The organism is Singulisphaera acidiphila DSM 18658 (assembly GCF_000242455.2).
Taxonomy (GTDB): domain Bacteria; phylum Planctomycetota; class Planctomycetia; order Isosphaerales; family Isosphaeraceae; genus Singulisphaera; species Singulisphaera acidiphila.
This window is the reverse complement of sequence record NC_019892.1, coordinates 1,133,516-1,152,770: the sequence shown is the minus strand read 5'-3', so window position 1 is coordinate 1,152,770 and position 19,255 is coordinate 1,133,516. Positions and strand designations below refer to the sequence as shown.

Annotated in this window: 12 protein-coding genes; 5 read left to right on the top strand and 7 right to left on the bottom strand. The window is 63.7% G+C overall.

Annotated elements, in window-relative coordinates:
* Window positions 1-247: 247 nt before the first annotated feature.
* The 3 genes from SINAC_RS04500 to SINAC_RS04490 are packed head-to-tail and all read right to left on the bottom strand — an operon-like array spanning window position 248 to window position 4,805.
* The gene (locus SINAC_RS04500; RefSeq protein WP_015244505.1) at window positions 248-1,585 is read right to left on the bottom strand and encodes an MFS transporter; all 1,338 of its coding nucleotides are present in this window, start codon (window positions 1,583-1,585) and stop codon (window positions 248-250) included.
* Window positions 1,582-3,450, bottom strand: coding sequence for a LamG-like jellyroll fold domain-containing protein (locus tag SINAC_RS04495; protein WP_015244504.1), 1,869 nt, complete (start codon window positions 3,448-3,450; stop codon window positions 1,582-1,584). Before SINAC_RS04495 ends, SINAC_RS04500 begins: the two co-directional genes overlap by 4 nt.
* A 41-nt stretch (window positions 3,451-3,491) precedes the next feature.
* A complete protein-coding gene (locus tag SINAC_RS04490) occupies window positions 3,492-4,805 on the bottom strand; it encodes a Gfo/Idh/MocA family protein (protein WP_015244503.1) in 1,314 nt (437 codons plus the stop codon).
* Between the two features lie 361 nt (window positions 4,806-5,166).
* On the opposite strand from SINAC_RS04490, the gene SINAC_RS04480 reads away from it, so the two are divergent.
* The 3 genes from SINAC_RS04480 to SINAC_RS04470 all read left to right on the top strand — a co-directional run bounded on the left by SINAC_RS04480 (window position 5,167) and on the right by SINAC_RS04470 (window position 8,764).
* A complete protein-coding gene (locus SINAC_RS04480; RefSeq protein ID WP_015244502.1) occupies window positions 5,167-5,961 on the top strand; it encodes a UDP-2,3-diacylglucosamine diphosphatase in 795 nt (264 codons plus the stop codon).
* 179 nt (window positions 5,962-6,140) lie between these two features.
* Entirely contained in the window at window positions 6,141-7,535 is a 1,395-nt protein-coding gene (locus tag SINAC_RS04475; RefSeq protein WP_015244501.1) for a Gfo/Idh/MocA family protein, read from the top strand.
* A 95-nt stretch (window positions 7,536-7,630) separates the two neighbouring features.
* Entirely contained in the window at window positions 7,631-8,764 is a 1,134-nt protein-coding gene (locus SINAC_RS04470; RefSeq protein ID WP_015244500.1) for a mandelate racemase/muconate lactonizing enzyme family protein, read from the top strand.
* Between the two features lie 131 nt (window positions 8,765-8,895).
* Here the strand turns inward: SINAC_RS04470 and SINAC_RS04465 are convergent, their stop codons facing one another.
* On the bottom strand, window positions 8,896-9,390 hold the full coding sequence (locus SINAC_RS04465) for a GNAT family N-acetyltransferase (protein WP_015244499.1): 495 nt from the start codon (window positions 9,388-9,390) through the stop codon (window positions 8,896-8,898).
* 142 nt (window positions 9,391-9,532) lie between these two features.
* Between SINAC_RS04465 and SINAC_RS04460 the strand changes: the two genes are divergently transcribed.
* Both SINAC_RS04460 and SINAC_RS39635 read left to right on the top strand, forming a co-directional pair.
* Complete coding sequence (locus SINAC_RS04460; RefSeq protein WP_015244498.1) at window positions 9,533-10,909, top strand: OFA family MFS transporter; 1,377 nt, start codon at window positions 9,533-9,535, stop codon at window positions 10,907-10,909.
* Window positions 10,910-11,014: 105 nt separating this feature from the next.
* A complete protein-coding gene (locus SINAC_RS39635) occupies window positions 11,015-11,197 on the top strand; it encodes an MFS transporter small subunit (protein WP_026011952.1) in 183 nt (60 codons plus the stop codon).
* Here the strand turns inward: SINAC_RS39635 and SINAC_RS04455 are convergent.
* The 3 genes from SINAC_RS04455 to SINAC_RS04445 all read right to left on the bottom strand — a co-directional run bounded on the left by SINAC_RS04455 (window position 11,173) and on the right by SINAC_RS04445 (window position 19,246).
* A complete protein-coding gene (locus SINAC_RS04455) occupies window positions 11,173-12,087 on the bottom strand; it encodes a J domain-containing protein (RefSeq protein ID WP_015244497.1) in 915 nt (304 codons plus the stop codon). The two genes, SINAC_RS39635 and SINAC_RS04455, sit on opposite strands and share 25 nt — an antisense overlap.
* Window positions 12,084-14,924 carry a PAS domain S-box protein gene (locus SINAC_RS04450; protein ID WP_020465894.1) on the bottom strand — a complete coding sequence of 947 codons (2,841 nt, stop codon included), beginning with the start codon at window positions 14,922-14,924 and terminating at the stop codon, window positions 12,084-12,086. Before SINAC_RS04450 ends, SINAC_RS04455 begins: the two co-directional genes overlap by 4 nt.
* 338 nt (window positions 14,925-15,262) lie before the next feature.
* Window positions 15,263-19,246 carry an LVIVD repeat-containing protein gene (locus tag SINAC_RS04445; RefSeq protein ID WP_015244495.1) on the bottom strand — a complete coding sequence of 1,328 codons (3,984 nt, stop codon included), beginning with the start codon at window positions 19,244-19,246 and terminating at the stop codon, window positions 15,263-15,265.
* Window positions 19,247-19,255: the final 9 nt, after the last annotated feature.

Sequence of the window (19,255 nt, the reverse complement as noted above, 5' to 3'; positions counted from 1 at the left end):
GCGAGCATTGTAACTTAAAAACAGGCGAAATCGACAACGACCTCGTGAGAGATCCCGAAGACTCAACGGTTCCACTCGCCCCACAGTCGAGCAGGAGCGGGGGTTCCCTTCTGCCTTTGGAAACTCGCGTGGGAGTCGTCCCAAAGAAAGGACATCGTATTAGATTGGACCAAAAAGACAAGACGCTTACGTGAGAGTGGGCCAAAAAGACAAGACGCTCAAGCAAGAGTGGGCCAGGAGGCAAAGCTCACGCACTCTGTTCGCCTTCGGAAGAGCGGGGGGCATCAAAGAGGGTCCGGCGCGGATCGACAAAGAACCAGCAGCCCGCGCCGAGCAGATACAGGCCGCCGACGATCCAGAGGGGGGAGGATCGACTCGCGAACCAGCCGGGCGCATAGACGGCGACGATCGGGCTGAGGACGCCGCCGACCTGGCCGGCCGTATTCATGCAGGCGGTCACCACGCCGGCATGCCTTCCCGAAATGTCGAGGCAGACGCTCCACGCAGCCCCGAGCAGGAAATTGGCCATCGCCCCCCCGAGCGAGATCAAGGTCGCGGCCCCCCAGGGGTCCGATACTCGTGAGCCGGCGAGCACGGCCAGCCCTGCGATCAAGAGCGAGCCTCCCCCCACCGCGCAACGGCCCACCCGCAGCCCAAACTTGCGTGTGGCCCAGTCGGTCGTCAATCCGCCGAACAGGTCGGCCAGTACACTCAGGAGCAAGGGAAGGCCCGCGAGAAACCCAAGCTGCATCCCCTCGAATCCGCGAACTTCGCGGAGATACTTCGGAAGCCAGGTGATGTAGTAATAGAAGCCATAGGTCTGGGTAAAGTACATCAGGCAGAGGGCCAGCAGGCTCCGGCTCGTAACCAGGCGACCCCAAGGGACATTGCCGAGACGGTGATGATCCTCGGCCGCCCGCCCTTTCATGATCGAGTCACGCTCGGCCTGATTCACGGCGAAGTGTTCGACCGGTTCATCACGGAACCAGGACCACCAGACCAAGGCCCAGACGAAGCCGATCAGGCCGAAAAGGACGAAGATCGACCGCCAAGGCATGACTCCCAGGAGCGCGGTGACCAGCATCGGCGTCAGCCCGCCACCGAGGTGCGCTCCCATGAAAAAGATCCCTTGCGCCGTGCCGCGCTCGGCGGTCGAGAACCAGCGTGAGATCGCCTTGGCCGAGTTGGGCCACGCCCCCGCTTCCCCCGCGCCGAAGAGGAACCGGATGACGACCAGCGAAGCATAATTAAATGCCAAGGCAGTCGCGATGGTGAAGCTTGACCACCAGATCACGATCCGGGTGAGCACTCTTCGAGGGCCAATGCGATCCCCCCACCATCCGGTCGGGATCTCGAAGATGGCGTACGAGAGCACGAAGGCGCTGAAGACAAGGCTCATCTGGACTTCGCTCAGCCCCAGGTCCCGCATCATGTGCGGGGCCGTCAGCGAGATGCAGACCCGGTCGAGGTACGTGATCCCCGCCAGGCAAACGGCGAAGATCAGGACCGAGTAACGTACCCGGGAAGGGACCGTGACCGGGCCGCCGGCCGCGAAGTCAGCGTCATGACCACCGGCCTGGCTCATGGTCGAACCCGGCTGTTGCCCACAGCCTCGGAGGTCCGTAAAGCACGATCGTAGATCCGGAAGGCTCGGAGCCGGCCCAGGAGCTTCGGAGCAAGCTGAGCTTGCGAAACGCCGTTGACATCACTCAATTCTTGAGGAAACCGGCCCCAGCCATATTCGCGCTGAGCGCCTCCGTCGTTGAGGATACCGTCGACCACGAATGTGATGATCTTCGGTCCTCCGTCGACGATCACCGCGACGTGCTGCCAGGCTCCCACCTTGAGCGTCCCCGGACCGGTCCCCGAGTCGCTTTCCCACGACGATTCCAGACGGCCGTCGTGCAAAGTCAAACGGAGGGCCGAGCGCTCGGAGACGGTCAACCGCAGGCCCTTCCCCGCCCCATCGCGGGTATCGAGGATCGTCTGCCCGGCGGTCAGCTCATCGAATCGCACCCAACAATCGATCGAGAACCCGCGCCGCTGGCTCAAATCGGGAAGTCGAGGGACGGCAAACGGGGAATTCGCCGCGATGGGGTCACCCGAGAGGTCGAACGCGAGGCCCGTACGGGCGACTTCCTCGCGCTCGCCTTGAGCCCAGACCCCTTCCAGCAAGGTCGGGTCGATCTCATGAACGCGGGCGACCGTCTTCTGGGTCTCGGTCACGAAATACTTCCCGCCGTCTTCGATAAAGTCCGGGTAGCTCACCCGGGTGGCTGGATCGTCGTCGTAGAGCAGAATTTCCGGTTCCGACCAATGGATCAGGCCGTCCTTCTCGACACCTCCCAAGACCCAGGCAGGGTTGCGCCCTTTGTAGGGATCCCAGGCACCGGCGTGGACCGGTTCGCCGCCGTGGTTGTGGAACCAGTAGAGGAACTTGCCGTTGGCGAACTTCCGCACGAAATTCGCCGCACGAGGATGCTTGATTCGCCGGCCGCCCGGCCCGTATGTCGCGTACGCAGGCGGAGTCCAGGTGTGCCCGCCATCCCTGCTATACGCATGGCACGGATAACCATCGATCGTTCGATACGTGGCGAACAATGACCCGTCCGAGAGGGCCACGGGATTCGCCTCATCGGACACCGGCCCCTTCGGTGCCCGCAAGCCCTCGTCACCGTCAGGCAGCAACTCCCATCGGATCTTCGCCGGCGCACGCTCCGTGAGGAGATTTCGACTCTTCAGGAAGACCCCCTGCGAGATCACCATCGCCCCCGGCACCCCCCACTTGCCGACCTTGGCGAAACCCAAATAGGCGGCGCCATCCGAGACAATCGGCTTCCCCACTCCCCAGAAGAAGAGAGTCTTGCCTCGATCATTGTTCTCGCGATCGATCCGCATCCGCCGCATCGGGATCTCGAACCGCTCCGCCGACCAGGTCCGCCCATGGTCATCAGAATACTTGTAGACATACTTCCCGAGTGTATCGACCCGGCGGCTCGTGGCCGGAGAATTACCACCGGGAACAAGCCGAAGGTTATCTGCATTGTAAGTGTAGAAGACATAGACGCGACCGCCGGGGACCTTCAAGGGCATGGCCCAGGAGGCCTCGGGACCATCGGCGGGTTCGATCGGAACGAGCTCCGACCAGGACTGTCCGCGATCCGCGCTCCGCACAGCGACGACGTGCTGCCCCGGCTGTCCCTCAACCCCTTGACCGGTGGTCATGACACAGAGCCATTGGCCATCGTCGGTGAGGACGACGTAGGGCTGGTCACAATAACCCTCATCGGGGATCGGCCGCCCGGTCCGGATGTCGCGAGAGTCGGCCAACTCCTTCCCTGGTTCGTCCCCCCAAGCGAGACTCGGCCAAAGAAAGAGGGCGAGGATCAAGAGCGAGAGGGCAGGGGGCCCCCAGCCCTCGTGCGGCCGCTCCCATCGTTGTCCCGGCATATCCAAATACTCCCCACAACAGGATTCACGAGGAGAGAGGTTCAGACACCCCGAGGCGTGGCCCAATGGCCGTCGCGATAGGAACGTTGGAGCAGTCGAGCGGCCTCGTCGTCGCCGACGATCTGTTCGGAAGCAGGGTCGATGTGGAGGGTCCGCCCGACCCGGGTCGAGATGTTGCCCAGGTGGCAGAGCGCGGTCGAGATGAAGCCGACGCCGATCTCGGCGGTAGGACGCCGCCCCTCGCGAATGGCATTCACGAAGTCTTGCGAGTGATCGGGCAGCTTCGCGGGCGTGCCTTCGATCGGCCGGGGCCTGCCCTTCCGGTCGAACACCTTTATGGTCCCGCTCTTGCTCAAGACCATCCAGCCGTCGGTCCCATAGAAAATGTTGCCGTTCTCAAACCCTTCCGGCTGGTAGGCGGACCAGATCCGCATCTCGAAGACGAGTTGTTGGCGGTGGCCCGGCTTGCCGTCTCCCGGGTACTCGAAGAGGACGTACTGGGTGTCAGGGAACTGCTGGTCGTCGTCGAAGACGTACTTGCCCCCAACCGAGGCGACCGTGGAGGGATGGGTCTCGACCCCGAGACCCCAGCGGGCGATATCGAGTTCGTGAACGCCGTCGTTGCCCATGTCGCCGGTGCCGAAGTCGTACCACCAGTGCCAGGTGTAATGGTGCCGGTTCGACTGGTAGGGGACGAACGGGGCCGGACCGACCCAGAGGTCGTAGTCGAAATGCGGGGGGGGAGTGCCGGGCGATCCGTGACCGATGTCGGCCCTGCGCTGGACGTTGATGGCCTTGGCGACGACCACCTTCCCGATCAGGCCATCGTGCAGCAGTTGGATCGCATGAGCAACGAAGCCGTTGCTCCGGCTCTGCGTGCCGTGCTGAACAACCCGACCGCTCCGTTTGGCGGCCGCGACCAGCAACTGGCCTTCGCGAAAGTTGTGGCAGCAGGGCTTCTCGACGTAAACATGCTTCCCTGCGTCGCAGGCGAGGATCGCCGCAGGCGCATGCCAGTGGTCGGGAGTCGCCACGATGACCGCGTCGACCGCCTTATCGTCGAGCACCCGACGGAAGTCATCGACCACCTTGGGCGTCGCTTGCCCCATGAGCTTGGCACCCGCACTTGCCGCCCCCACCCGGAGGCGGTCGGGGTCGCAAACGTAAGCGATTTCGACCCCCTTCAACGCGGCGAAATCCTTGAGCAGCCCCAATCCTCGGCCGCCGCACCCGATGAGCCCGACCTTCAACGTCTCATCCGCCCCGGCGGCCGACGCCGCCCCGGCCCATTCGACCGCCGCGGCCCCAACGAGCCCAGCTCCCCCCTGCTTGAGGAACGTCCTTCGATTCGACATCACAGCCCCCGGTCTCTCGATCGAACACGTGGTGCTCATCTCATCGACGCGACCGGCTGATTGTAACGGGCCGATTCCCGAGAAAGAAGGAAGCCCCGACCCGACCGGCGCCCGGGTATTGGGAATCACCCCGGCGGCCCGCTTGGCCCAATTCCTTCCAACCGGTGCGACCAGGCCGACCGTTGGGGAATCACCCGGCCACCCAAGTCAACTGTGGACCACTCGAAGGGAAACCGCGCTCGCGGAAAAGCAGGCCGAGCGACTCTTCCTTCCCGAGGGCGATTCTCGCCTCGGCTTGGTAGAATGACCACGGTCCGGCTCAAAGGCCGGGGTGGTCACCCGATTCGTAGGGTCTGTCGACATGAATGAGCTTCAGTCCGATGAACCGGTCAAGGTCAAGGTGGAGCCTCTTTACGACTGCCTCGTTATCAGCGACCTGCATCTGGGCAGCGACGTCTGCCAGGCAAAACTCCTCGAGGAATTCCTCGAGTGGGGGGTCCATCAAACGCGTGAACTGGTCATCAACGGAGATATCTTCGATGACCTGAACTTCACGAGACTCACCAAGCGTCACTTCGCCTGCTTGAAGATCATCCGCCGGAACTCCGACCGCGACGACTTCCGCCTGGTCTGGGTCCGAGGCAACCACGACGGCCCCGCCGATATCGTCAGCCACATCGTCGGAGTCGAGATCCTCGACGAATACGTCTACCGGAACAACCAGCTTGCGCTCCTGATCCTCCACGGCGACCAGTTCGACACGTTCGTGACCAACTTCGTCATGCTGACGGACCTGGCTTGTGGAATCTTCTATTACATTCAAAAATGGATGCCCCACCGCGCCTCGCGCTGGATCCGGCGAATCTCAAAGCGCTGGCAGCGCAACGGCCCTCGGGTCCAGAATGGGGCGGTCGAGTATGCTCGGAGCCAGGGATACCGGTACGTGACCTGCGGCCACACCCACCTCCCGGGAATGACCGAGGTGGACGGCATCCTCTACCTCAACAGCGGGACCTGGACCGAGCAAGCGCCTTGTCCGTTCGTCGCGGTCAAAGGGAATGACGTCCGGCTCGAATGGTGGCCCCGAACGAGCGAAGAAATCGTCGGTTCCACGCCGGAAACCTCGACTCACACAACAGTTCAAGACCCAGCCTGATCACCGGTTCCTTAAAAAAAAAGGGGAGCGGAAAGCGGATCACTCCCTGTCTTCCTCTTCCAGAACAGAACATACCAAGACAAAGATGGTGGGCACGGCCCCCATTTGAGATCCGCCAACACTCCCCGCTCGCCCAAGACGCTCTCTTCATCCCTCCTCATCACCCAAGGAATCCATTGATGACTCCAACGCGACGCGACTTCCTGAAAGCCTCCGCGGCCGTGGCCGCCGGGTTCACGATCGTTCCGCCTCATGTGCTTGGGGGACCGAAGCATGTCGCGCCGAGCGACAAGGTGAACCTTGCGTTGGTTGGAGCCGGCGGACAGGGGCGAAGCAACCTCCAGGCCCTGTTCACTTTACCCGACGCTCACTTCATCGCCGTGGCCGACCCCGCCACCCAGTGGGACCTGAAAGACTTCTATTACAAAGGACTCGCCGGGCGCGAGCCAATTCGGGCGGAGATCGACGCCCACAATGAGAAGCAGGGGTTCAAGGGCCGTTGCGCCGAGTACGAAGACTTCCGGACGATGCTCGAGAAAGAAAAAGACATCGACGCCGTGCTCTGCGCCACCCCCGACCACCTGCACGCCTATGTCTCTCTGCACGCGATGAGGGCGGGCAAGCACGTCTATTGCGAGAAGCCGCTCACGCACAACATCGCAGAAGCGCGGCTCGTGGCCGCCGTGGCGGAAGAGTCGAAAGTGGCCACGCAGATGGGCAATCAGGGGCACTCGACCACCGGGATGCGGGAAACCGTCGAGTGGATCCAGGGCGGCGCGATCGGCCCCGTGCGGCAGGTCCACGCCTGGGTCGGCACGAGCCGCTGGAACCCGACCCTTCAGCAGGGCCGACCGGCCGGTTCGCCCACCCCTTCCGGCTTGAACTGGGACCTCTGGATCGGCCCTCGTGAAGCTCGCCCCTTCGACCGAGCATATGCTCCGGTCGCCTGGCGCGACTTCTGGGCGTTCGGCAGCAGTGCGCTCGGGGACTTCGGTTGCCACGACCTCGACGCCGCCACCTGGGCCCTGGACCTGAAGGATCCGCTCCGGATCGAGTCGTCGCACGCCGGCGCAATGGACGCCGACATCGCCCCGTACGGATCACTGGTCACCTACCATTTCGGCCCGCGCGGTGAGAATCCCCCGGTCGTCCTCCACTGGTACGACGGCGGCCTCAAGCCCTCGATTCCCGACGCCCTCCCGCCCGAAACCGTGCTGCCCGGCCGAGGCGTGATGTTCATTGGCGACAAGGGGGTCATCCTCTGCGGAGGGGCCGGACAACCGCCGAAGCTCTTGCCTGCCACCCTCGACGCCGAGTTCACCCGCCCCCAGCCCACGCTCGTCCGCTCGAAGGGCCATCACCGCGACTGGCTCGACGCAATCAAAGGGGGACCGGCCGCCAGCTCGAATTTCTCCTACGGGGCGAGACTGACCGAGATCACCCTGCTCGGAGTCGCCGCGATTCGGACCGGCAAGACCATCGATTGGGACGCGAGCGCGATCAAGGCCCAAGGCATTCCCGAGGCCGACGCCATCTTCCGCGGAACGTATCGCAAAGGCTGGGAACTCGGCTAAACCGAGTTTTGGCAGTCATCGTTCGGGCTTGAATGGACTTCCCATGGCGGATGCCGGCGCCGCCGGCATCCGCCATCGCGACGAGGAGAGATGCCTTGAAGATCGTGGCGATTGAGGTGTGCCCGCTGACAGGGGCCACCGTCGACGGCGGCTGGCCGCAGGGGCACGAGCCTCAGGAAAACTTGCATACATTGCTCATCGTCCGGACCGACGAGGGGCTGAGCGGCTATGGGAGCTGCTTCACGTCGGGGACGCTCGTGACCGGGGCGATCGAACTCCTCTGGCCCTTGCTCCGAGGCGAGTCGGCCGTCGAACCCGAGCGGGTCTCCGAGACCCTTCGGCAGGCGAGCTTCTGGCAAGGGCGAGGCGGGGCGGTCGAGCACGCGATCAGCGGCATCGACCTCGCGCTCTGGGATCTCATGGGCAAGGCCTGCTCCCAGCCCGTCTCACGACTGCTCGGAGGAAACTATCGACAGACGATCAAGCCTTATGGCTCCATCCTGTTCGACGAGCCCTCCGCGCTCAGCAAAACCCTCACCAGCGTCGTCGAGCGCGGATTCAAGGCGATCAAGATGGGCTGGCGTCCGTTCGGCCGCCGCGACCGTGCATTCGACGAGCAGCTCATCCGCACCGCGCGGAAAACCGTCGGCGATGGCGTCGAGCTGATGGTCGACGCCGGGGGCAGCGAACAGTTCTGGCCGCACGGTACGAACTGGGCCCGGAACACGGCCTCCATGCTTGCTCATTACGGTATTGTCTGGTTTGAAGAACCACTGCCGCCGGACGACCTCGCCGGTTATATCGAGCTGACCCGGGTTTCTCCGGTTCCGATCGCGGGGGGAGAAGTTCTCACCCGACGGCAGTCGTTCCAACCCTGGATCGAGGGGCGTGCCTTCGACATCGTCCAGCCCGATTGCACGAAGAACGGCGGCCTGAGCGAGTCGCGTCGAATCGCCTGGTCGGCCTTCGACCACAACATGCTGGTCGTCCCTCATGGCTGGAATACCGCAGTCGGACTCGCGGCCGACCTCCAGTTCGCCGCGGCCATCCCGGTCGCCCGGTACGTGGAGTACCTGACCCCCTCGGCCTACATCGAGGAGATCGTCGCGGAGCCGTTCCATATCGACGAAGCCGGATATCTCGCGATCCCGAACCGACCTGGGCTCGGGATCGAGCTCGATCCCGACAAGCTGAAGCGATTCTGCCCCCAGCCGATCGTTTTTCGTTGAGAACGTCAGGTCCGTTTGGTCTGAAGAATCATCAGATCGGCTCATCCACAGCCATGAACAGTCGCCCCCTTCGGGGCGACAATGGGCTCACGTCCGAAGAAGGAGCACGCCTAAATCACGGCCGGCGAAGCTCAGACGCCGACGACCTGGCTGCGACGTTCGACCAGGATCGTATCACACCAGACACCATCACGCCGGCCGATCCGTTCGCGCCGGCCGATCTCACGGAACCCGGACCGGGCGACCAGGGCGAGACTGGCCAGATTCTCGGGAAAGATCGCACCTTGCAGGGTCCAGAGGCCCGCCTGCTCAGAGTCCTCGATCAGAGCTTGCAATAAAGCCGTTCCCACTCCCTGGCCCCGAGCGGACGCCGCCACATACAGGCTGACCTCGGCAACTCCGGCATAGGCGGGTCGGGCCGAGACCGGGCTCAGTGCTCCCCAACCACGGACAATACCCGCCGACTGAGCCACCAAGCGGCCCACTTGCAGGCGGGTTCGATCCCATTGTTCCCAGCTTGGCGCGTCGGTCTCGAAGGTCGCGTGGCCTGTGGCAATTCCTTCGAGGTAGATCGCCCGGACGGATTCCCAGTCGGCCTCGATCATGGCTTGAATGGTCAGATCCATAGTCAGTCCTCCCTCACAACCGCATCTGCGGTTTTCGATTCCAGGTAGTGGGTGGCCCGGAACCGTGACGTCTGGTATATCCCGAGGAGACGCTCTTGACTTCGTCCTTAAACTCCTCCGACTCGGGCACGGCGGGTGAACGATGCCTTTCTTCCGTTTTCTCGATCGCAGTCGAACGATCGGCCCACCCGGCTTCAATCGCTGGCTGATCCCCCCCGCCGCCCTTTCGGTCCACCTCTGCATCGGCGAGATCTACGGGTTCAGCGTCTTCAGCAAGCCGTTGACGCGGATCATCGGCATCGAGCAATCGATCAAAGGGTATGACTGGACCATGCCGCAAGTCGGCTGGATCTACTCGATCGCGCTGATCATGCTCGGCCTCTCGGCCGCCGTTTTGGGTCGGTGGGTCGAGCGTGTCGGCCCTCGGAAAACCATGTTCGCCAGCGCCTGCTGCTTCTGCGGCGGCCTCTGGCTCTCCAGCTTGGGCGTGGCCCTGCACAACCTCTGGTTGATCTACCTGGGCTACGGTGTGATCGGCGGGATTGGCCTTGGCCTCGGCTACATCGCGCCAGTGTCGACCCTCGTGAAGTGGTTCCCCGACCGCCCGGGGATGGCGACCGGCATGGCGATCATGGGGTTCGGCGGCGGGGCACTCGTCGGAGCGCCCCTCGGTGTTGAATTGATGAACCGATTCAAGTCGGCCACCTCGGTCGGGGTCCAAGAAACGTTCCTCATCATGGGAGCGATCTATTTCGGGTTCATGATGTTCGGTGTCTTCACCGTCCGTGTGCCCGCGCCGGGTTGGCGGCCGTTGGGGTTTACGCCATCCCCAACGTCGAAGAAACTCGTCACGAATGCAAGCGTTTCCGTGGACAATGCCTGGAAAACACCACAATTCTGGCTGCTCTGGGCGGTTCTCTGCCTGAACGTCACGGCCGGGATCGGCATCCTTGGCCAGGCGTCGCCGATGTGCCAGGACATGTTCGGCGTGACGGAAGCAGCCGGCGGCGGGTTTGCCGGCCTGCTCAGCCTCTTCAACATGGGGGGCCGGTTCTTCTGGTCGTCGGTCTCCGACCTGACGGGACGGAAATTCATCTACGGCGTCTTCTTCTTCCTCGGGGCAATCCTCTACGGCCTCATCCCGATCACCCAGAAGTACCAGAGCGTCACGCTCTTCGTTCTGACGACCGCTTTCCTCATCTCGATGTATGGCGGAGGCTTCGCAACCATCCCAGCCTATCTCCGCGACCTGTTCGGCACGATGCACCTCGGGGCCATCCACGGCCGCCTGATCACCGCCTGGTCGATGGCCGCCGTCCTTGGTCCGCAACTGGTGAACTACCTCTCGGCCTACCAGGTCGAACGCGGAGTCCCCAAAGCCGAGGCCTACAACCTGACGATGCATCTGATGGTCGGCCTCCTCCTGGCCGGCGCAATCTGCGACCTCCTGATTCGCCCCGTCGCCGAACGACACCATCATCCCGCCGATCCCCACGCTCCCGATTCTGGTCATCACTAGCGGGAGCTCGAGAAATCTGTGTCTCTGGCGTTGACTCGCAGTTTTGGCTGCCGACGAATCCAGGAAGCCAGAGTCACCCGGGACCGAGAAGAATAAGAAAAGAACATGAGCATTCCCACACAGAAAGCTTCTCCTCTGAAAGTTGTCGCGGCCTGGATCCTCGTCGCGATCCCCCTGGGATGGGGCGTCTACCAGAGCGTGGTCAAGTCGCTCCCGCTCTTCCAGAGGGCGACTTCCGCGTCGGGGGAAAGAGCCGGCCAGACTCAGAGTCCGCGCGCTGCGCAATAACGCTGAGCGTCCTCGTAGGCGGCTTGCAAGCGGACGAATTCCGCGTGGTCTCCCCCCGTGTCGGGGTGCACGGTCTTGGACCGTGCCCGATAGGCGGACCGAACCCGCTCACTACTGAACGGGGGGACGACCCCGAGGGTCAGAGCCCACGCCGGGGTTGTTGCCGAACGGCTCGAGTCGACTTTTTCGGCTTCGAGGAGATAGAGGTGGGCGATCGTTTCGCGGAATCCTCCGCCGCCAGGGAGTTCGTCGGGATAGACGAGCCAGCGGGCCAAGCGAAGCTCGTCGTCACCGTCGTCGTCGAGAACCTCGCGCGTCACGTCCGCGCGGCGGAACGTGCGGTCGAGCCGCCGGGCCAGGAGGAGAGCCAGGGCCTCACGGGCCGGCGGATGCCCCGAGGAATGACTCCAGAAGAGGAGCCGGGCGGCCTCCGCGAGCCGGCGAGCCGCGACACCTAGCTCACGGCCAAGGTCGGCGACATGGGTGGCGACTTGTCCCCTCCAGAAGCTGGCCACCGTGATCTCGAGCAAGGTGAGCAACTGCTCGGCCGACGGAGGAACCTCGTCGGACAGCATCGGCTTGTCCAGGCCGAGACGGACTCGGACCCGGCTGGTGATCCGCCGCACCTGGTCAGCGCTCGGCTGATGTGTCTCAGGGATCTCGTTCTTCGTCCGGAGATCGCCGCGAGTTGCCTCGACGGCGGCATTGTAGGCGAACGCGGCCAACCAGCGGTCCGAATAGAGGCCCAGGTTCACCTGCCGCCCCTTCCCCTTGCCCCGGCCGATCCACGCGCGAAAGCGTTCTTCTCCATGACTTGCGGGCTGCTCGATGACACCGCGAAGGCGATCCCGCTTCCGTTCCGAGCCGGACTTGGACTGAGACTGAGTCATGGTTCCACCGGCTCCTCGGCTTCAAGGCGGGCGACTTGCTGGATCGCCTGCTCGAGCGCGGGGAAGTCGACCGGCTTGGTCAGGTGCAGGCTGAATCCTGCGTCCCTGCTCTTGCGCACGTCGTCCTCCATGCCGTAACCGCTCACGGCGATTCCCTTGACGTCGCGCTGGGCCCGAATCCGCCGCATCAGCTCGAGGCCGCTCCCATCCGGCAGGCCGATGTCGCTGACGACGAGGTTGAACGAATCTTCCCGCTCCACCGCTTCCAGGGCCAAGGAGAAGCAGGGGGCCGACGTGACCTGATAACCACGGCGTCGAAGCAGGCGGCTCATCACCCGGAGCGTATCGGGGTTATCCTCCACCAGCAGGATGTGCAGCGAGGCCGGGGACCGAGCGGACTCGATTCGAGGAGCCGGGGCCGTGGCGTAGAGGACGGGCGCGGCCGTCACAGGGAGTCGGAGCACGAAGGTCGCCCCCTGGCCCCGGCCGCCGCTCGACGCCGTCAGTGTTCCGCCATGCGCCTCGGTCAGGTTCCGGCTGATGGCTAGCCCCAGCCCCAGGCCGCCGAACTGCCTCGTGACCTCTTTGTCCCCCTGCTCGAACGCGTTGAAGATCTTCGGCAGCGCCTCCAGGGCAATCCCAACTCCGGTATCCCGGACCTCAACGACCAAGCGTGGGCCGGCCGGCCCATCCTCGTCGTACGAGTTAATAACGATCATGCCCCCCTTACCGGTAAACTTCACCGCGTTCTTGATCAGGTTCCAGAAGATCTGCTGGAGCCGAGCCGGGTCTCCGTCGACATGATGCGCGATCGCCACCAGGTGCATGGTGAGTGCAATGCCGGCGCTGCCAACCTCATCGCGGCAGATCTCGACCGCTCGCCGGATCAGCTCATGAGCATTGACAACCTCACGACCCAGGTTCAGCTTACCCTGGGTAATTCGGGTGATATCGAGCAGGTCGTCGATGAGCCTGGCCTCCAACGCGATGTTCCGTTTGGTCACTTCCAAAGCAGGGCGGACCAACTCCGGGGTTTCAGGGTCTTCCAGCATCGCCGTCACACTGACCAGCACCGGGGTCAGCGGAGTCCGGAGTTCATGGCTCAGGACGGCCAAAAACTGATCCCGCGCCCGGGTCCCGGCCTCGGCAGCGTCGCGGGCCGCCCGCAATTCCTCCTGGGCACGCTTCAGGTCGTGGATATCCGTCGCCACGCCAAACCAGTTTTCCACCGTTCCTTCGCGATCTTTCATCGGCACAACCCGAGCGATATGCCAGCGAAACTCGCCGTCGCGATTCCGGAGGCGATACTCGCACTCGTAAGGCTCGCCAGACTGGATGCTTGCGCCACGAACCTGGCGCAAGCGGACCAGATCCTCCGCATGAATCACGTTGATCCAGGAATCGCCGGTCAACAATGCGGGGTCATACCCCGAATACTCGCGCCAGCGCCGATTAAAGAAGGTTGTCCGGCCGTCGGGATCATTCACCCACATGAGCTGGAGCACGCCGTCGATCAGCGTGCGATAGCGCCGTTCGCTATACCGAAGCGCCTCCTCCGCACGCATCTGTTCCGTAATCTCGGCGGTCATGATCCCGACCCCGAGTACACGACCATCGGCGGCACGTACCGGATACCAGTTGCTCAACCAGCGGCCGACGTAGCCGGGGAGCCCCGGCATCTCCCCTTCATGATAAACGCCGAGTCGGGGAACCCCGGTCTCGATCACCTCACGGAGCGCGGATTCGTCGATCGCGGCCGACGCGGACCTGATCTCGCCATAGGATCGTCCCAGGTGGGCGGAAGTCGGCTCGCCATTGATCCGGGCCATCGCCTCGTTCAGGCGAACGAACCGGAGGTCGCTGTCAAGCAGCGCCAGCGCGAACGGTGCCCCCGCGACCAAGGCCTCGAGCTGAGCCAGCGTTTCTGAAAGACGCTCGCGGGATTGCCGGAGCTCTTCCTCAGCCTTCCTCCGCTCGCTGATGTCGCGGAGAATGCTCAGCAGCAACCGCTCCCCCGCAATCTCCGCGCCTCGAGAGCTGACCTCCACAGGGAACGTGCTGCCATCCTTGCGGCGGTGGACCGTCTCGAAGGTCACCCCTTGTACGTCGGCCTGAGCCATCTGGCCGGGGATGAGGGGAACCGTATCCAAGTCGCGTAATTCGAGAATCGACATCCTCAGCAAGGTGTCCCGATCGTAGCCGTAGGCGGCGACCGCCGCGTCGTTGGCCTCGACGATCCGGCCGTCGGCACGGACGAACAGGACGATGTCACGCGCATGCTCTGAAAGCAACCGATACCGATCGAGCAGCCGCTCGGCTCTCCGACGACCGGCGACGTCGCGGCGAAGCGTGATCTCGGTCATCACCGAGCAAGCCAGGTCGTTCAGCGTCGCAAGCTCGTCCTCGGTCCACTCCCTGGGTTTACTGTCGATGGCGCAGATCGCGCCCAGGACATAACCGTCGGCTGTAGTCAAAGGGACGCCCAAATACGCGATCACTCCGAGCGCGGCAATCGCCGGGTTGTCCTGAACCAAAGGATGCAAGCGGGCATCCGCGATAACCAGCGGCTCACATGAGGCGACGACGTGACGACAGAACGAGTGGGAAAGGGGAGTCTCTCGCGCCGAGGCCCACGGTTCCGGAAGACCCACGCAACTCTTGAAATATTGTCGACGTTCATCCACAAGCGAGATCAGCGCCACCGGGACGTTGAGACACCGGGACACGAGTCGCGTCAGACGATCGAACGACGGCTCACACGGGCTGTCGAGCAGTCCGGTCTCTCGCAGGGAAGCGAGCCGTGCGGGGGCTTGGACGGAGGCGTCGGAGTCGATCATTTGTCGGTGAACCGGTCGGTCCTCTCGCAGCCCCTCACCATGCCACCCGGGGCTTCCCCTTGTGCGGGCATTGGTCTCACGAGGTCGATCCGACCTGTCCGCACAGTCCATGTGGGGGCGGAGCGAGATCGGGGCCACGTCGCCTCTCCTCATCTAACGATACAAAGGCGCGCCGGCTGCTGGCAACCCATTGAGGAACCAGCGAGGGTAGAGCCGCGGCCCAACAGGGTCCACGATCACCTCAGGCTGACCTCTCCAAAGCCGCTTCCATGGTGAGCCTCGCCCTTTTTTTCTCGCCGGGCGAAATTCAGAAATCGCACATATTTTCGCTCGTCCGCTTAACGCAGCGGAGGTCTTGGCCCAACGTACCGGTAGATGGGATCACGAGGATCGTCGCTGACCTTCCAGACCTGCTGGCCGCGCAGATAGAGTTGGTGTTGCTCGAGGAGATTGAACGGGCGTGCGCCGATCCGTCCGAAAACGCCGATCTGGTTGCCGCTCTCGTCGACGGCCCGGTCGCGATCGAGGCCCTCCGAGATCGCCAGTGCATGGCCTCCCTTGGGCACCTTGTGGGTCGCGATCAGCTTGGGGGTCGGGCGCGGGCTGAACCCCATGTTGCCCGGTGTTTCGGGGGAACTTAGCTGAACGACCCGCAGGCCATTGATCCCGTCGGCCAGATAGGCAAACTCGCTGCTGTACGTAATCCCAAGCTTCACGTCATGCAGGTCGTTGATGCAACCATTGGCGTTATAGACCTGGTCGATTCGAGGCTGTTCCGGATTCTCGACGTCGAGGATGACCAGCCCTTGCCTGCCGGCGGCGACATAGGCGTAGGTCCGCGCCACGTAGATCTTGTGGGCTTCGTGGAGTTCGATCTCCGCGACCGGTCGGGGGATGGCAAGATCGGTCACGTCGAAGACCTTGACCCCCTGCGCATCGCAGACGAAGGCATAGCGGAACTGCACCTGCACCGACGTCGGATGTGCGAGCAAAGGAGCCTGTACGACCGACGTCACCCGAGGGTGCTTGGGGTCGTCGAGCGAGACAATCACCAAGCCGGCGTCACAGCAGACATACGCATAGGTTCCCACAATCGCCAGGCTCTTCGCCCCCCGGAGGAGCCCGCCGGGATTGAAGGTCACCTCGCGGCCCAGGAAATTGTTCGATGGGTTGCCGTCCAGGAGCGTACCGGCCGGAACAGTGATCAAACCTTCCTCACGATCGGCGACGAAGATGTATCCATAGATCGGATGCACTGTCTGTTCACGATTCTCAGGGCGGTGGGTCCGCGTCGGGTCAGGGGCGGGGGTCGCCGGCGCGGCGACGGCCGTGGCGTACTTGGTCCGGACGAAGAACCGCTGGCCGATCGGCGAAACCGGCGCACTCGTGATCCGCTCGGAGAATCCCTTGTGGTCGATGAACGAGATGTCGAAGACCCGCAGACCATTCTCGCCGCAAGCCGCGTAGAGGTATTCGCCACGCGCCTGGATGTCGAGAACCTCCGCCTTGCGACGCTTCAGCGAAACCGTTTCGCCGATGTCGGTCGGCGGGTGGTCATGGGCGTGCTCGAGCTCTCCTCCACGCTCCTCGTGCTCGTGGAACGACTCGGGAAAGGCGAGCTTGTGCAAGGCGCTGCCCAGGACCGCCTGCGGCTCATCCCGCTCGGTCACGACCACCCCTTCGAACCCGTGCTCGCCTGCCGCCACCCAGCAGTAACGGCCGATGAAGTTGACGTAGTTCGTCCCCTGCATCAGCAACTGGGCCACGATCGCATTGTTGTCGTTATCGCGGGCAAGATGACAGTCGGTGCACTGCTTGGTGTCGTTCCGCCCGGCGCGGTAGGCCTCGGGGGAGACCGGACGGCCCTTATCCGGGCCTTTCTCAATCAAGGTGGGGCCGCCGCGAACCGTGTGCGGCACGTTGGAGCTGAAGGCGACGCCACTCAGCCCTTCGGCCGAGATCGTCTGCTGTTGCACGTAGATCGACTCGCGGTTCGCGTTGTACGACCCGACGTGAATCGCACACGACGAGCGCGCGGGACCAATCTTGTTACCGGTCACGTCGCCATCGCGAGCGAGCATGTACACGTCGTCACGTAGCGTTTGAAAATTATACGAAACGTAGTTGCGCGAAATATCCCCTTCGTTGTGGAGCGACGGCATCTTCTTGTTCGCCTTCTGCGGCAGGTGGCAGCCGAAGCAGCTCGGGTTCCACGACGAGTGGCAGGCGATGCAACTCATATTCTTGTTCGAGTGGGCGCACTTCTGGCCGCTCAGGCCGGGGGGCGTTCCCCACTCCATCTGGCCGGCGTCGTTGAAGCGGACCGACTTGGCCAGGTGCGACTTCTCGTTGTAGTGGTCGCTCGCCGGATTGATCGTGTCGGCGGTCTGAACCACCTCCCACGCCAGGTCCTTCTCGACCATCGAGTTCTGAAAAAGCTTATTCCCGCGACGCTCGAATCGGCGCTTCCCAGACGGGGTTCGCAAGGTCGCCAGGTCACGGCCGTTCGGGCCGGACGTGTAAGCGGCCGGCCCCGAGGTCAGGAGGGTGGCCTTCTCATCGGATGAGCCGTGGCAATCAATGCACTGGATCTCGACCGCCGCACGCACCTCCTGCTGGAGCCTCGTGTTGCCATGAACATCCTGCGAGAAGTGGCAGTCGACGCAGTGCATCCCCTTTTCCAGGTGGACGTCGAGCAAGTGGACGGGGAGACCGTCCCGGTTCACCGGCGGGGGAGGCGCCTGACTCCCCTCGTGGACCCGGTTCTGCTCTTTCAGGGCTTCGGGCAAGCCGATCGCCGCCATGAGCTGCTCGGTGGTCGGCTCTCCGACCAGCCGTCCTTCATGGTCAAGCGCGTTCCCCTTCCGATCCTTCTTGAAGACCGCGCGGAAGACCCAGCCGTGCCCGTGGAAGTCGGCAAACTGAGTCTTCTTGGCCTTCGGGTTCAGCTCGGCGACCCGCTCGAGGAAACGAGGGTTGGACCAGAGCCCGCGCGCGGCGGCCTCGTCGGGATTCGAGAGTTGGGACTGAGTGAACTCCTCGGCGGTCGGCTCGTGCTGATGCTCAGGGTACATCAGCTCACCGTCGGTCTCCTCGTCCCACCAGGTGTACCCCAGGTAACTGTTCATGACGCTGGTGCCGGGGTGAACGTGGCAGACGATGCACTGGCTCGACGGCATCCCCGAGGTGAACCGGTGCTCGATCGGGTGCCCTTGCTCGTTCTTGGGAATCGTCGGGTCGGGGTTCCGCGTCAGCCCAAGGTTGCCGGCGGCGGCATAAGGGCCCGAGTGGACAGGCGAGCGATCGTTGGCGTAGACGACGTGGCAGGCAGTGCAGCCGCTCGATCGATAGTCGCCCGGGTGGTCGTTGGTCCCGAGGAAGTTGAGGGTCGGGTCGAGCAGCCGGGTCTTGGTCAGGCCCACGAAGGTGGGGTCGGTCCGGTTCCGCGTGCCCAGGCCACGAGCGCTCAGTCGAGCGCGGGGCCGTCCTGGCTCTTCGAACGGGTCGGGCAGGCCGACTTCAGCCGGGTTCCTACCACCACGTTCGAAGATGCGGAGGACATTGCCAGGCTGGCTCACCTCGAAGTGGGGCAGGGGGTCGAGGAACGGAACGACGCCCTTGACCCGCATCTCCCACTCGCTGGGCGGCGGCACAGTCTGAAGCCGCTGGGGAGCGCCGTTCATGCTGTAGCTTTCGCCAAAGCGCGCCTGCTTCAAGGGGATCGAGCCGTTGTTGTAGAGTGCGGCCTCCCAGAGCATGGCCCCATGGGTCATCATGCTCATCCGGTTCTGCAAGACCTCTTTGGGATGGCAACTCGTCGTTCCACAGCTCATATGAGCGATCCGGAGGTCGCCCGGATTGATGAAGCGAATGAAGTCGGGGGACTCGTGATTCAAAAGCGTGTAGGTGCGGACCGGGTTGGCCGATGTGGCCCAGGCCCCCGGCTGGCGCGGCAAGATATGGGCCCGATGCTTATCGCCGGTTGTCGGATCGCCGCCGTGGCAATCGACGCACCCCAGCTTGACCGTCTCACGCTCGTGGGGGTCGTGAGCCGTATGATGACACTGAAGACAGCCCGCGCTCTTGCCCATCGCCATCGCATCGGTCTGCTTCGAGAGGTCGATGCCCTGAAGCTCGGGAGGCACCGGGTAAGCAACCACGTCGACACCGCGCGCAATGGCCCGAGGGCCGCCCGGAACGCGCCGCGGCTCGGCATCCGGAGGGCCCCCGAGCGAAGAGAGGCAGACGCCCACAAAGAGTGCGGCGGCCAACCCCAAGGCAAAGATCGGGGGAACTCGTAGCGCATGCGCGGCGGGGGGCATGGTGTCGTC